The sequence below is a fragment of the Brevundimonas lutea genome (genome assembly GCF_003704105.1).
GTDB classification, from domain to species: Bacteria; Pseudomonadota; Alphaproteobacteria; order Caulobacterales; family Caulobacteraceae; genus Brevundimonas; species Brevundimonas lutea.
On record NZ_QUOQ01000004.1, the window covers coordinates 211,232 to 223,801 of the forward strand.

The following is a 12,570-nucleotide window of genomic DNA, read 5'->3' on the forward strand; positions in this document are numbered from 1 at the left end:
TCATCCTTCGAGCGCCGCAATTATTGCCTGACGCCGTGATTCTATCAATTGGGCCACGTAGGCGGCCCGTTGTCTCGTGAACCGGGGCTCCACCTCGAAGGTCGTGCACCAGCCCAGAATGTCAGCGACCTCTTTCGGGTCGAAATTAGTGACGCGAGCCATGACGTCGCGAGCGGCGGGATACTCAGCCGAAAATTGACGACAAAGGTCCACGTGCCGCGCTCCTCGGACGTCATCCGCGGCGAACTGAGCATGGTGGGTGCCGCGATTTATGAACCGCTCTATCCGATCTTGAGCCAATTCGCGCTCAAGATGCTCCTCACGAACGCTGTAGCCCAAGCTGGTGCCGTTATCATAAAGCGGCGCGAAAACTAGCCGTGATGTGTCATCCTCCAACTGTCGAAGTAGCCCCCAATTTTCGGGGTGCCGATCGGTGTTCCCAATGAGGGCGTCGAACGCAAAAAGCGCCGCCCAATTTTCGATCACGTACGCTACGCCGTAGGCACGACAGATTCGGACGTTCGCTGTGTAAGTATGGGGCCGGCCAGTTTTGTCATCGAAGTTGGGCGTGATGCGCCGGAGCAAATCGGCACCGTGGATCAGCCGCGCTTCGCCTGCCTGATCTCGATATCCATGAAACAGTTCATGGATGCACCCTGTAGTGGCCCCGTCAGGACCAGTAGCTACGAATGCGGGCGGGACATAAACTCCGCAAACTTTGGACAATTCGTACGCAATAACTTCCGACCAAAACTGCCTCGCTCTCCAATCATCGCCGGTTTTGAACATGTAGATGTGGCCAGGAAGCAAAAACTCTACGTTCATATGCTCCGGACACCACAACAAACCCTTCGGCTTTGTGCCCGGAGCGAAGGGATAGAAATCATCATGCTGACGCCAGTCGGCGAGCGAAACCACTTGCTCTCTCGCTTGTCGGGGATAAACTCGTGCAAACACTGAGGTCGATCTCCGAGCACCATGCCCAAGTTTCAAGTGCTATCGCGTGTTGACGCCTACGTCGACTACACCTGCGAGGTCGAAGCCGACTCCGCCGAAGAGGCGGTCGATCTCGCCTACAGCGGCGACGTTCCGGTCACGTGGGATAAGCAAGGCGTTGTCGAGTTCGACGCGGTGCGGATGTCGGCCATCGACGAGCGAGGCGAGGATATCGACGGCTATACGCGCGGTAAGGGCTAACTAACTCGGCGTCGCCATTCTGGCGGGATGGCCGAACGCGATCAGTCCTGGAGTCCGCTCGGGTTCGCCGAGGATGCGGCGGTGTTTAAGGGGCCGACCCAGACGGCGCGGGTGCTGAGCGAGGGCTGGGTGGCGGCGTGGATGTTCTGTCCGGCCTGTGGCGCGGAGCGGCTGCGCCAACTGTTGAACAATGCGCCAGTGGCCGATTTCGTCTGCGACGGCTGTGGCGAGGAGTTCGAGGTCAAGGCGGGCAAGGGGCCGCTGAAGCCCAAGATCGTCAACGGCGCCTATGGCGCGATGATGCGGCGGCTGGCCGAGCGCAACAATCCCAGCCTGTTCGCCATGAGCTATGATCGCGAGGCCCATGCGGTCACCGATCTGATCGTGGTGCCCCGGCATTTCTTCACCCAGGACATCATCGAACCGCGCAAGCCGTTGTCGGCCACGGCCCGGCGCGCGGGCTGGCAGGGGTGCAACATCCTGATCGGTCAGGTGCCGCTGTCGGGGCGCATCCCGCTGATCGCGGGCGGCGCGCATGTGCCCAAGGACGAGGTGCTGGATCGGTGGCGCTCGACCCTGTTCCTGGCCGAGGCCGGGCTGGAGGCGCGGGGCTGGCTGCTCGCGGTGATGCGGGTGGTGGAGGCGGTGACGGCGGGGAATGGGCGGGCCGAGTTCACTCTGGCCGAGGTCTATGCCCACGAGGCGGCGCTGGCGGCGCAGTATCCGGGGAACCGACATGTGCGGGAGAAGATCAGGCAGCAGCTGCAGGTGCTGCGGGATCGCGGGTGGTTGGACTTCACCGCGCGGCGTGGGGTGTATCGGCGGGCGTGAGGCTTGCGCCTATCGCCGCGGGCCTAACATTCCGCCCCTTCGCTCGCGGCCGGCTCATGGAAGACGATCCCGAGGCGTTCGGCCTGTTCGCGCATGGCGCGGCGATCGCCCTTCGTGGGTGAAGGAACACCACGGCGAGCGCGCCAGGCGTTCAGCAGGTAATCGAGCTCGTCTTCCTGCACGTCACTGCGGATGCGGACACACGTCTCCAAACTCGGCCACTGTCCCGGGAGCCAGCGCCGAGCGCGCACGGCTCGCATGCGGGCACGGGCGAAGCCCCAAGCATCGAGGTCGGCTTTGACGACATTGCAGCTGAAACAGGCGGCCACGAGGTTCTGACTGCTATCGTCGCCGCCCACGCTTCTCGGCACGACGTGATCACGTGTCGCCTCGGTCGGGCCCCCGGGCTCCGACGTCATGACGGCACTGCAGTAGGCGCAGCGCCAGTTCTGCGCCTCCGCCAGTCTCCACCGACACACCATCGACCCACCTCCCGACGCTCAGAATGGTGAGGCGGTACGTCAGAAACGGACGCAGTCACCGACGACCAGCTCCGCTATTCCCCCTTCCTCCGAGCCTGAACCCCCGCCCCGCCTGCCTTTGCGGCGGGGCAGCGTCCGGATGTCCGACGGGGGGCTGGGGTCCGGCATGATGCGTGGGGGCGCGGTTGGCGCGCCGGCACATCAGGGAGAGACATCATGCGGCCATCGGCGGCGACGGCGGCGCAGTGGGCGCTGGCCAGGACGGCTTACCTCAACGGGGCGACGGGGGAGACGGCGGCGGGGCTGATCGGGGTTCGGGCCGGGACGCTGCATGCGCGGGCGCGGCGCGAGGGGTGGTCGAGGAAGGCGCAGGCCTCACGCCCATCGGGGGCGGTCGCGGCGGCGGCGCCGGGGGCGGGCGCGCCCGGGGAGGAGACGATCGACGGGGCGCCGCTGAGCTGGTTCGACCAGTATGAGAAGGCTCTGTTCAGCTTCGCCGAGGCGCAGGCCGGGGGGATGGCGTGGCCGCGGTTCGACGCGGGCTCTCTGGACGATGCGCGGGCGATCGTGGAGGCGCCGCTGGGGTGGCCGGACCTGGAGCGGGTGGCGGCCCAGCCGGAGGTGACGGTGCAGGACGAACGCATAATGCCGGATGGGGGCCTGGACGGGGCGCCGCATCCCCTGGCCGAGACGCCCGGTTATCTGGCGGCGCAGCGGCTGATCCTGCAGGCGCTGAACGGGGCGACCCTGGCGGTGCGGGCCGGGGACGGGCTGGAGGCGCTGAGGCTGGCGCGGGCGGCGCGGGAGATCATCGCGCTGGAATCGCGGCCGCGTCCGGTGGACCTGGTGAAGTGGAAGGCGCGGCGGGCGGCGGATGAGCTGGATCTGCGGCCGGGCGGGTTCGAGGGGTGACGGCGGTGCGGGAGATCAAGCGGCGGGACGCGGAGACGTGGGAGGCGGTGCGGCGGGCCTGGGAGGGCGGGGAGACGGCGGCGTCGTGCGCGCGGCGGTTCGATGTGGGCATGGCCAACCTGTGGCGGCGGCGGGCGGCCGAGGGCTGGGGCCGGGGGCGGGCGCCGGACCCCGTGCCCGAGCCCGCCGAGGGGTGGGGACGCTGGGCGCGGGCGCGGCTGGCGGCGTTCGAACAGGAGCGGGCGGAGGCGCGGCGGCTGGCCGAGACGCTGATGGCGGCGATGGCGGGCGGGCCGATGGACGGGGTTCCGCTGTGGGACGTCGGCTACGTCCTGGACTGGCGGGCCGGGCGGCTGGGGCCCGAGACGGCGGCGGCGGACCGGGAGTGGGCGCGGAAATATCCGTGGATGGACGCCTTCTGGGGCGAGGACGGGCGGTTGCGGCGCGTGTCGGTGCTGGACCGGGTGGTGCTGACGGCGCGGCGGGACGACTGGCGCGCCGACATGGGGTTGCCGGAGGGGGCGGCGGTCGATGTGCCGTGAGGGGTGGGGGGCCGGTCACATCGTGTGACAGGGGCCGCAATCCAGCCGCATTCGGCGTTGCTCCGCCCCCGGCCGCGTCCTAGCGTCGCGGGCCGGCCCGCAAAGAGGCCGATGCTGGGGGAAGTCCATGTCGCTCGCGCCACTCGATCTCGCGATCCTTGCGATCTATGCCGTGGGCATCTTCGCCCTGGCCCAGTGGGTGTCGCGCGACAAGCCGGGCGAGACCAAGAACACCACCGACTATTTCCTGGCGTCCAAGAGCCTGCCGTGGTGGGCCATCGGCGCCTCGCTGATCGCCGCCAACATCTCGGCCGAGCAGATCATCGGCATGAGCGGCTCGGGCTATGTGATCGGCCTGGCCATCGCGTCGTATGAGTGGATGGCGGCGCTGACCCTGCTGATCGTCGGCAAGTTCTTTCTGCCGATCTTCCTGCGCAACAACATCGTCACCATGCCGCAGTTTCTGGAGCAGCGGTACGGGGCCAGGATCCGCACCGTCATGGCCGTGTTCTGGCTGGTGCTCTACGTCTTCGTGAACATCACCTCGATCCTGTGGCTGGGGGCGCTGGCCATCACCACGGTGACGGGGGTGGACCAGACCCTGGCCCTGATCGGCCTGGCGGTGTTCGGCCTGGTCTATCAGCTGTGGGGCGGGCTGAAGGCCGTGGCCCTGACCGACGCGGTGCAGGTGGCGCTGCTGGTGTTCGGCGGGCTGGTGATCGCCTTCATCACCCTGAGCCAGATCGGGGGCGACGCCGGCATCCTCGGCGGCTTCACCCGCCTGACCACCGAATTCCCCGAGAAGTTCGACATGATCCTGTCGCCCGACAGCCCGCACTATCAGGCGCTGCCCGGCATCGCCGTGCTGATCGGCGGGATGTGGATCATGAATCTGAGCTACTGGGGCTTCAACCAGTACATCATCCAGCGGGCGCTGGCCGCCTCCAGCGTCAACGAGGCCCAGAAGGGCATCGCCTTCGCCGCCTATCTGAAGCTGCTGATGCCGCTGATCGTGGTGCTGCCGGGTCTGGCGGCTCTGGTGCTGGCGCCGGAGCTTGAGCGCGGCGATCAGGCCTATCCGACCATGATGGCCCTGCTGCCGACGGGTCTGCTGGGGCTGGTGTTCGCGGCCCTGGTGGCGGCCATCGTCGCCACGCTTGGATCGCTGGTGAACTCGATCTCGACCATCGCCACCCTGGACCTCTACGCCAAGGCTCGGCCCGAGGTCAGCCAGCACCATCTGGTCACCGTCGGCCGCATCGTCGCCGTCGTGGCCATGGCTGTCGGCGCCCTGGTGGCCCAGCCGCTGCTGGGCAATTTCGATCAGGCCTTCCAATTCATCCAGGACTTCACCGGCTTCTTCACGCCGGCCATCGTGGTGATCTTCGTGCTGGGCATGTTCTGGAAGCGGGCGTCGGAGGCCGGGGCCCTGGCCGCGGCCATCGGCGGCGTGGTTCTGTCGGGCGTGATGTGGTGGGTGAACAACGAGGGGCTGTTCGTCATGCCCTTCATGAACCGCGTCGGCGTGGTCTTCCTGGCGGCCCTGGCGGCGGCGGTGATCGTCTCCTTCATCGCGCCGCAGAAGGAGACGACCCTGCCGATCCGCTTCGACGGCATCAGCTACAAGACCTCGCTGGCGTTCAACATCGCGGCGGTGGGCGTGATCGCCTTCCTGGTCGCGGTCTATTCGCTCTGGTGGTGATCGGCGCCCTGGCGGCCTGAACGAGGGCGGCGGGTCGATCGATCCGCCGCCCTTTTTCCGTTCAGACGACGCCGCGCGCGCGCAGGTCGGCGAGGTCGAGGTCGGGCAACAGGTCGCCCAGCACGGCGTCGGTGTCCTGGCCGAGCGCGGGCGGGGCTGAGCGATAGGCGGCCGGCGTCTCGGACATGCGGATGGGCGAGGCGACGGTGCGGACCGGATGGCCGAGGTCCGCCCTGCCCTGCTCGACGACCAGGCCCCGCGCCCGGGCCTGGGGTTCCTCGAAGACGCGGTCGACGGTGTTGACCGGGCCGCAGGGCACGCCGGCCGCCTCCAGCCGCGCCAGCAGCTGATCGATGGTCAGAGCCTGGGTCCGGGACGACAGGGCCTCGGCCAGCTCGGCACGATGCTGGACCCGCATAGCGTTGGTCAGGAAGCGGGGGTCGGCGCCGAGGCTCTCGGCGTCGAGAGCGCGGGCCAGCGCCCGGAACTGGCTGTCGTTGCCGACGGCGATCACCACCATGCCGTCGGAACAGGGATAGGGCTGATAGGGGGCGAGGTTGGGGTGGGCGTTGCCCATGCGGGTCGGGGCCACGCCCGAGACGAACAGATTGGTCGCCTGATTGGCCAGCATGGCGGCCTGGACGTCGAACAGGGCCATGTCGATGTGCTGCCCCTGGCCGGTCGCGCGCGCATGCAGCAGGGCGGCCAGGATGGCGTTGGAGGCGTAGAGGCCGGTGAACAGGTCGGCGACGGCGACGCCCACCTTCATCGGCTCGGCCCCCTCGGCGCCGTCGGGCTGGCCGGTGATCGACATCAGGCCGCCCATGGCCTGGATCATATAGTCGTAGCCCGCCTGACCGGCGCGGGGTCCGGTGTGGCCGAAGCCGGTGATCGAGCAATAGACCAGGCGCGGATTGATGGCCGACAGGCTGGGGTGATCGAGGCCGTACTTCTTCAGGCCGCCGGTCTTGAAGTTCTCGACGACAACGTCGGATTTCGCGGCCAGATCGCGCGCGATGGCGGCGCCCTCAGGCGTCGCGATGTCCAGGGTGACGGACTTCTTGTTGCGGTTGGCGCACAGGAAATAGGCGGCGTCGCCGGGCGTCCCGTCTGCGCGGATGGTGAAGGGCGGCCCCCAGTGGCGGGTGTCGTCGCCGACGCCCGGCCGCTCGATCTTGATCACCTCGGCGCCCAGGTCGGCCAGCAGCTGCGTCGCCCACGGTCCGGCGAGGACGCGCGAGAGGTCGAGGACGCGGACGCCGTGGAGGGGGCCGGGCGGTGGGATGTTGGTCATCGGTATGGTCTTAGCCCGTTGAACGAGCGAAGGGCCAGTCGTCAGGATCAGGCCGCCTCCCCAGCGCAGGCCGGGGTCCAAAGCCGCGAACGCAGGCCTATCATCAGCAGCTCACGCAAGCCCTCCTGGGCCCCGGCCTTCGCCGGGGAGGCGGAACAGTGGAAGCGTCGGCCTGTCCTCCCCACGCGCCTTCGCGCATGGGGAGGTGAGGTTTGCGCCTAGCGCGAATAGGCCGGCGGCATCGTCCGCTGCTGCGGCATGTAGCGGTCGCGGAGTTGGAGGGGGCGGCTCTCGAGGGGTTGTTCGACGCCGCGCACGAAGACGGCCTCGGCCTGGCTGAGCGGCTCCAGCGGGTCGCCGGACCACACCACCACGTCGCCCTCGGCGCCGGCGCGAAGGGCGCCGAAGCGGTCCTGCATGCCGAAGATGCGCGCCGGGTTGGTGGTGATGGCCGCGATCGCCCGCTCATAGGGCAGGCCGTGGGCCACGGCGTTGCCGGCGTTGTAGCGCGTCTCGCGGGCGCGGTGTGTCGAGCCCTCGGTGCCCTTGATGGCGATGACCACCCCGGCGGCGTCGAGGGCCGCGGCGTTCTCCATGCGCGAGGCCCGGCGCTCGAAGTTTCCGGGCAGGTTGGCCAGGGCGTCGAGCAGCACCGGCACATTGGCCGCCGCGATCTCGTCGGCGACCAGCCAGCCCTCCTCAGCGCCGTCCAGGATAAGGCGGATGTTCTCTTCCCGCGCCAGACGCAGCACCTGACGGATGTCGGCTGCGCGGTGGACGGTGACGATCAGGGGCATGTCGCCCTCGACCACCGGAATCAGGGCCTCGAGGTCGGCGCGCGACAGCATCAGGTCACGCAGGCCGGCGCGCTGATAGGCGGCGCGGTTCTGCTGATAGAGGCGAACCTCGTCCAGCGTCTCCTTGAACAGGGTGTATTCGGCCCCGCGCGCGCCGCCGGCGACGCCCGCCCCGGCCGCGCCGAAGGGGGCGACCATGGCCACGCGCGGCTGGACCAGGATGTCCATGCCCTGACCCAGGTGGATCACCGCCGCCTGGCCCGCGAACAGGCCGGGGTCATGATAGCCGCCCTCGCCCGCCCCGGCCGCGTCGTGCTCATGCACATGGCCGCCGGAGCCGCCGGGATGATTGGGCACCACCACCGCCCGCGTGACACCGCCCAGCCGGGCGACCGGCAGGGTGAAGGACCAGGGGTCGAGGCCATAGGAGACGTCGAAGGCCGCCGACAGGGTGTTGGACTGATTGCGCAGGTCGTTGGTCGAGCTGACCGAGCCGACCTCGGTCCCCGCCAGGCCGGAATCGACCGCGACGATTCCCGGCGTCACCACCTTGCCCGAGGCGTCGATGACCCGCGCGCCGGCGGGCGCCGCGCCCGAGCCGACCGAGGCGATGCGGCCGTTGGTGATGACCACCGTGCCGTTCTCGATGATCCCCTCCCCCGTCAGGATTCGGCCGCCGGTGATGGCCACCGTCTCTTGGGCCTGGGCCGGAACAGCGAGGGCCAGCGCCGCCAAGGCGCCCATCATGATCGCGCGCATCAGCGAGCTCCCCCATTGGTGCTGGAATTAGCGGCCATCGGGCCGTAGCGGCGCTGCTCCTGAACACTGGCGGGCCGCATGCCGTAGCCGGGCTGGCCCAGTTCGAAGTCCGAGGCGGGCTGGCGGCTGGGGTCGAAGCGGTCGTAGGTCAGGGCGCCGTCGACATAGACCTGGTCGGCGCGGGCGTAGACGCTGAACGGATTGGCGCTCCAGATCACCAGATCGGCGCGCTTGCCGGCCTCCAAAGTGCCGGTCTGATCGGCGATGCCCATGGCCCGGGCGGGGTTGGCCGTGATCCAGGCGATGGCTTCTTCTTCCGAGATGGTCAGGCCGGCGCGACGTCCGGCCGAGAGCGCGGCGGCCGCCTCCTGGTTCAGGCGCTGGATCAGGGTGGCGTCGTCGGAGTGGACGATGGCGCAGGCGCCCGAGGCGTGGACGATGGCCGGGTTCTCCTCGATGCCGTCCAGGGCCTCCATCTTGAAGCCCCACCAGCCGGTCCACATGGCCGAGCAAATGTCCTCCTCGCGCAGCAGCGGCGCGACCTTGTAGCTCTCGATGGCGTGATGGAAGGTGCTGATCTCGTAGCCGAACTCCTTGGCGATATCGATCATCACCGCCATTTCGTCAGCGCGGTAGCAGTGGTTGTGGACCAGGATCTCGCCGTCGAGCACGCCGGCCAGGGTCTCGTTCTGGAGGTTGCGGGTCGGCGGCTCGCCCTCGCCGTCCTCGCGCCATTTGTCCCACTTGCGGGCGTAGTCACGCGCGGCGATGAAGGCGGAGCGATAGCCGGCGACATTGCCCATGCCGGTGGCCGGGCTCTGATTGCGGCCGCCATAGACGCGGCTGGGGTTCTCGCCGCAGGCCATCTTGATGACGTGGGGGGCCTCGGGGAACTTCATGCCCTGCATGGTCACCGAGGGCACGTTGCGCAGGGTCACGCCGCGGCCACCGAACAGATTGGCCGAGCCGGGCAGGATCAGCAGGCTGGTGATGCCGCCGGCGCGCGCGGCGTTGAAGCCGGGATCCTGGGGCCAGACCGAGTGCTCGGCCCAGACCTGGGCGGTGTTGGGGCTGGTGGCCTCGTTGCCGTCGCTCATGCCCTGGACGCCGGGCGAGGGATAGACGCCCAGGTGCGAGTGGACGTCGATGATGCCGGGGGTGATGTAGCGACCCGAGGCGTCGACGCTCTGATAGCCGCCGGGGACGGCGGTACCGGCCGGGCCGACGGACTGGATGCGGCCGTTCGAGACCAGCACCACGCCGTTGTCGATGCGCTGGCCCGTCGCGGTCAGAATGGTCGCGCCGACGAAGGCCGTGTTGGCCGAGGGCAGCGGCTGGTAGGTCGAGGGGAAGGGATCGGGGTTCTCATAGGCGTTGAGGCCGCGGGTCAGCTGAACCCGTTCCTTTTCGCCCTCGGCCGAGGCGCCGTTGTCGCCGCCCGTTTCGCCGGTGGTGGCGCAGCCGCTGAGCAGAGCGCCCATCGCCAGACCGCACGCCAGGGCGCGCTTCAGCCCCCTCGATGTTCTCATGATCGTCCCCTGTCCCTTAGTCACCCGCTCCATCCGAGGACACGGGCGACGCAGACAAGCCGAGCTTGGCGCGCGGGTAAAGGGCGAAATCCGAGAACGTCGCTACCCGCCCGCGATCCGAATGGCCGGGGCGGGTAGCGCAGCATCACGCCGAGCAGTTCTCTTCGAAACAAGCGTTGGCGCAGGCGAAAACAGCCTCGCGGTCGGGGGCGTAGATGAGCTGGCAAAGCTCAAAGCACTCACGAGCGCAGTCCCGCGGGCCGGTCTGGGCGGCGCTGGAGCCGGCGCCGACTCCGGCGGCGAGCAGCACGGCGGCCAAGATTGCGCGGTGGCGACGGATGATGGTCATGATGGTCCTCCCTCTGTGAAGGCGCCCATCACGCTCAACCATCAGTCGTTCGCACAATGCGACCAACCAGCGCGGGTGACGATTCAGCGGGCTTCGTACATCTCCACCACCCAAGCAGGAGGCCGGGGCTCGTAGCGCGGGCGCTCGTCCGCCGTCAGCCGCCAGCGGTGCAGCCAGGAGATGCCGTTGGGTCCGGCGTAGGTGTCGGGACGGTCGTAGAGCGGGTCGGCCTGGGCCTCGTCCAGGCTGACGAAGGCGTAGCCGCGGCGGAGGAACAGGTCGTGGATGCGCGGGTACCAGTCGCGGTTCAGAGCGTTGGCGTGCAGCAGCAGCACCTGGGGCGGCTCGACCCCGCCGTTCATTTCGGCGCTGTAGGGTTCGTAGTGATCCAGCGCCTCGGCCATGTGGGCGACATAGGCCTCGCCCAGCCGGCGCATCAGGGCGTCATCGCCCGCCGCCTCGGCCCGCCGGTAGAGGTCGGCGTACATCCAGTCATTGTTGTCGAGGGTGACAGTGGCGACCCGATAGCCGCGCTCGGCCAGACCCGCTTCGACCGCCGCCTTCTTCTCGGGCGTCTCGCCGGCCTTGAGGAAGGGGTGGCGGAACCAGACCAGGCGGTCGCCGCGCGCCTCGACCAAGGGGCGGGTGATCTCGGCGCCGCGATCGACGTCGGCGAGATACTGGTCGGCGGTCATCGCGCCGAGATCGGGGTGGCTGAAGCTGTGGTTGCCCAGCGGCAGGCCGGCGTCGAGCCACAGGGTGACGACCTGGGCCACCAGCGCGGGCCGGGCCGCGTCGCAGACCCGTCCCTCGTTGACGAAGCCGGTCGCGCGACTGTCCAGCGGGGCCAGCATGGCCAGGAAGTCGCGGGTCAGGGCGAGGGTCGCCTCGGGATCGCACAGGACCGCGTCCGAGGCCTGGTACGGCAGGTCATCGAAGGTGACCGCGACGCGGCGTTCGACCGGGGCCTGGGCCTGGACCTGGGCATGGGCCGACGAGGCGAGGAGCAGACCGGCGAGCGCGGCCGCCGCGAGGTGCGACAGGCGCGGCCTGACCTGCCGCGCCCGGACCATCAGGCGCCGAACAGGCTGTAGAGGAAGTTGCAGAAGATCGGCAGCAGGTAGATCTGAACGCCGCGGATCAGCAGCAGCACGATGATCGGCGAGATGTCGAGGCCGCCCAGCGGCGGAATGATCCGCTGAAACGGTCGCAGCAGCCAGCCCGTGGCCGCGTCCAGGAAGCCGGCGATCTGGCCGACCACGCGGTTGTGGGGATTGACCACATTGAAGGCGTACAGCCAGCTGAGGATCGCCTGGGCGATGATGGCGATCCAGAGCAGGGTCAGCAGCGACCCGATGATGAAACAGATGAAGCCGGCCATGCCCGAATGCGGTCTCCGAAAAGAGGTTTCGGCGCGGGGCCGACGGGGCTTCCTAGCCCGGCCGGAGCCATACGCCAACACGGGTCGCCACGGCCTGTGCGCGCTCTATTGACACCCCTTCCCCCGCCCCTCTATGTCGCGCCCTCGCCTGGGGGCCCGGAAACGGGGCCGTAGCTCAGTTGGTAGAGCGCGTCGTTCGCAATGACGAGGTCAGGGGTTCGACTCCCCTCGGCTCCACCAGGCGATTTTTCTCGCTAAAGGATGGCGGAACAGCGGTCGCGGGCGGCTGTGGATCGTTAGAACATTTCATGAACATTGGGCTGGCGGCGAAAGCCGGGCGCGGTATCGTGGGGATCGGTGGCTTTCCTTCGAGGAGCCGAACACGATGTCAGACACCCTTATCTCTCTCCGCGAGGCCGTGGCGCGGATCGACCTGAGCAGCGCGGATGGGCGCGCGGGGTTGGGCGGGCTCTTGCGCGAACTGGAGCACCGGGCGCCCGACGCGCTGGTGCAAGCGGCGGCGCGGGTGCAGTTGAGAGCCGTGGCCTGTGCTCGGGTCGCGCCGGACGAGGTGACCCGAAGATGAACGGCCGCCTCAGGGTTGCGACACGCGGTCGCGGATAGGGTGTTCTCACGATTTCGGCGGCGCGCGGGCCCTCCCGCTCGCGGCGCTTCGGGGTCGTAGTCGTCGGCGGGCGGGATGACCCGACCGGCGCGAGCGGCCCGACGTCCCTGCACCTGGCGTCGGGCCGTTCTTTCTTTCGGGACGTTCAAGGCCGAACCGAAAGAAGCGCG

14 protein-coding genes and 1 tRNA gene are annotated in these 12,570 nt (G+C 68.8%); 7 read left to right on the forward strand and 8 right to left on the reverse strand.

What is annotated here, in order from left to right; translation table 11 throughout:
* The gene (locus tag EES48_RS08295) at positions 1–918 is read right to left on the reverse strand and encodes a HipA domain-containing protein (protein ID WP_162998087.1); all 918 of its coding nucleotides are present in this window, start codon (positions 916–918) and stop codon (positions 1–3) included.
* Positions 919–978: 60 nt separating this feature from the next.
* On the opposite strand from EES48_RS08295, the gene EES48_RS08300 reads away from it, so the two are divergent.
* Both EES48_RS08300 and EES48_RS08305 read left to right on the forward strand, forming a co-directional pair.
* Complete coding sequence (locus EES48_RS08300) at positions 979–1,197, forward strand: hypothetical protein (protein WP_122465925.1); 219 nt, start codon at positions 979–981, stop codon at positions 1,195–1,197.
* Between the two features lie 27 nt (positions 1,198–1,224).
* A complete protein-coding gene (locus tag EES48_RS08305; protein WP_122465926.1) occupies positions 1,225–2,028 on the forward strand; it encodes a DpnI domain-containing protein in 804 nt (267 codons plus the stop codon).
* A gap of 23 nt (positions 2,029–2,051) precedes the next feature.
* Here the strand turns inward: EES48_RS08305 and EES48_RS08310 are convergent, their stop codons facing one another.
* Positions 2,052–2,510: an HNH endonuclease gene (locus tag EES48_RS08310; protein ID WP_122465927.1), complete on the reverse strand. Its 459-nt coding sequence runs from the start codon at positions 2,508–2,510 to the stop codon at positions 2,052–2,054.
* A gap of 216 nt (positions 2,511–2,726) precedes the next feature.
* Between EES48_RS08310 and EES48_RS08315 the strand changes: the two genes are divergently transcribed.
* From EES48_RS08315 to EES48_RS08325, 3 genes are all read left to right on the forward strand, one after another.
* Complete coding sequence (locus EES48_RS08315) at positions 2,727–3,422, forward strand: hypothetical protein (RefSeq protein ID WP_122465928.1); 696 nt, start codon at positions 2,727–2,729, stop codon at positions 3,420–3,422.
* 5 nt (positions 3,423–3,427) lie between these two features.
* Positions 3,428–3,964, forward strand: a complete 537-nt coding sequence (locus EES48_RS08320; protein WP_162998088.1) for a hypothetical protein — start codon at positions 3,428–3,430, stop codon at positions 3,962–3,964.
* 127 nt (positions 3,965–4,091) lie between these two features.
* Positions 4,092–5,666, forward strand: coding sequence for a sodium/sugar symporter (locus EES48_RS08325; RefSeq protein WP_122465930.1), 1,575 nt, complete (start codon positions 4,092–4,094; stop codon positions 5,664–5,666).
* 61 nt (positions 5,667–5,727) lie between these two features.
* On the opposite strand, the gene EES48_RS08330 is transcribed toward EES48_RS08325, so the two are convergent.
* The 6 genes from EES48_RS08330 to EES48_RS08355 form a co-directional block, all read right to left on the reverse strand.
* Positions 5,728–6,960: a CaiB/BaiF CoA transferase family protein gene (locus EES48_RS08330; protein ID WP_122465931.1), complete on the reverse strand. Its 1,233-nt coding sequence runs from the start codon at positions 6,958–6,960 to the stop codon at positions 5,728–5,730.
* A gap of 218 nt (positions 6,961–7,178) precedes the next feature.
* Positions 7,179–8,516: an amidohydrolase family protein gene (locus tag EES48_RS08335; protein ID WP_122465932.1), complete on the reverse strand. Its 1,338-nt coding sequence runs from the start codon at positions 8,514–8,516 to the stop codon at positions 7,179–7,181.
* A complete protein-coding gene (locus tag EES48_RS08340) occupies positions 8,516–10,045 on the reverse strand; it encodes an amidohydrolase (RefSeq protein ID WP_122465933.1) in 1,530 nt (509 codons plus the stop codon). The genes EES48_RS08335 and EES48_RS08340 overlap by 1 nt, the downstream gene beginning before the upstream one ends.
* A 145-nt stretch (positions 10,046–10,190) precedes the next feature.
* Positions 10,191–10,394 carry a hypothetical protein gene (locus EES48_RS08345; protein ID WP_162998089.1) on the reverse strand — a complete coding sequence of 68 codons (204 nt, stop codon included), beginning with the start codon at positions 10,392–10,394 and terminating at the stop codon, positions 10,191–10,193.
* 83 nt (positions 10,395–10,477) lie between these two features.
* Entirely contained in the window at positions 10,478–11,467 is a 990-nt protein-coding gene (locus EES48_RS08350) for a polysaccharide deacetylase family protein (protein WP_122465935.1), read from the reverse strand.
* Positions 11,467–11,775, reverse strand: a complete 309-nt coding sequence (locus EES48_RS08355; protein ID WP_122465936.1) for a YggT family protein — start codon at positions 11,773–11,775, stop codon at positions 11,467–11,469. The genes EES48_RS08350 and EES48_RS08355 overlap by 1 nt, the downstream gene beginning before the upstream one ends.
* A gap of 164 nt (positions 11,776–11,939) precedes the next feature.
* Here EES48_RS08355 and EES48_RS08360 point away from each other — a divergent pair.
* Positions 11,940–12,015 (forward strand) — tRNA-Ala (locus EES48_RS08360).
* Between the two features lie 145 nt (positions 12,016–12,160).
* Positions 12,161–12,361 carry a hypothetical protein gene (locus tag EES48_RS08365; protein WP_122465937.1) on the forward strand — a complete coding sequence of 67 codons (201 nt, stop codon included), beginning with the start codon at positions 12,161–12,163 and terminating at the stop codon, positions 12,359–12,361.
* Positions 12,362–12,570: the final 209 nt, after the last annotated feature.

What these genes read in the sequence shown, in the direction of transcription:
- EES48_RS08300 (WP_122465925.1), top strand. Translation starts at nt 979, where the DNA reads ATGCCCAAGTTTCAAGTGCTATCGCGTGTTGACGCCTACGTCGACTAC.
- EES48_RS08305 (WP_122465926.1), top strand. Translation starts at nt 1,225, where the DNA reads ATGGCCGAACGCGATCAGTCCTGGAGTCCGCTCGGGTTCGCCGAGGAT.
- EES48_RS08310 (WP_122465927.1), bottom strand. Translation starts at nt 2,510, where the DNA reads ATGGTGTGTCGGTGGAGACTGGCGGAGGCGCAGAACTGGCGCTGCGCC.
- EES48_RS08315 (WP_122465928.1), top strand. Translation starts at nt 2,727, where the DNA reads ATGCGGCCATCGGCGGCGACGGCGGCGCAGTGGGCGCTGGCCAGGACG.
- EES48_RS08325 (WP_122465930.1), top strand. Translation starts at nt 4,092, where the DNA reads ATGTCGCTCGCGCCACTCGATCTCGCGATCCTTGCGATCTATGCCGTG.
- EES48_RS08330 (WP_122465931.1), bottom strand. Translation starts at nt 6,960, where the DNA reads ATGACCAACATCCCACCGCCCGGCCCCCTCCACGGCGTCCGCGTCCTC.
- EES48_RS08335 (WP_122465932.1), bottom strand. Translation starts at nt 8,516, where the DNA reads ATGCGCGCGATCATGATGGGCGCCTTGGCGGCGCTGGCCCTCGCTGTT.
- EES48_RS08340 (WP_122465933.1), bottom strand. Translation starts at nt 10,045, where the DNA reads ATGAGAACATCGAGGGGGCTGAAGCGCGCCCTGGCGTGCGGTCTGGCG.
- EES48_RS08345 (WP_162998089.1), bottom strand. Translation starts at nt 10,394, where the DNA reads ATGACCATCATCCGTCGCCACCGCGCAATCTTGGCCGCCGTGCTGCTC.
- EES48_RS08350 (WP_122465935.1), bottom strand. Translation starts at nt 11,467, where the DNA reads ATGGTCCGGGCGCGGCAGGTCAGGCCGCGCCTGTCGCACCTCGCGGCG.
- EES48_RS08355 (WP_122465936.1), bottom strand. Translation starts at nt 11,775, where the DNA reads ATGGCCGGCTTCATCTGTTTCATCATCGGGTCGCTGCTGACCCTGCTC.
- EES48_RS08365 (WP_122465937.1), top strand. Translation starts at nt 12,161, where the DNA reads ATGTCAGACACCCTTATCTCTCTCCGCGAGGCCGTGGCGCGGATCGAC.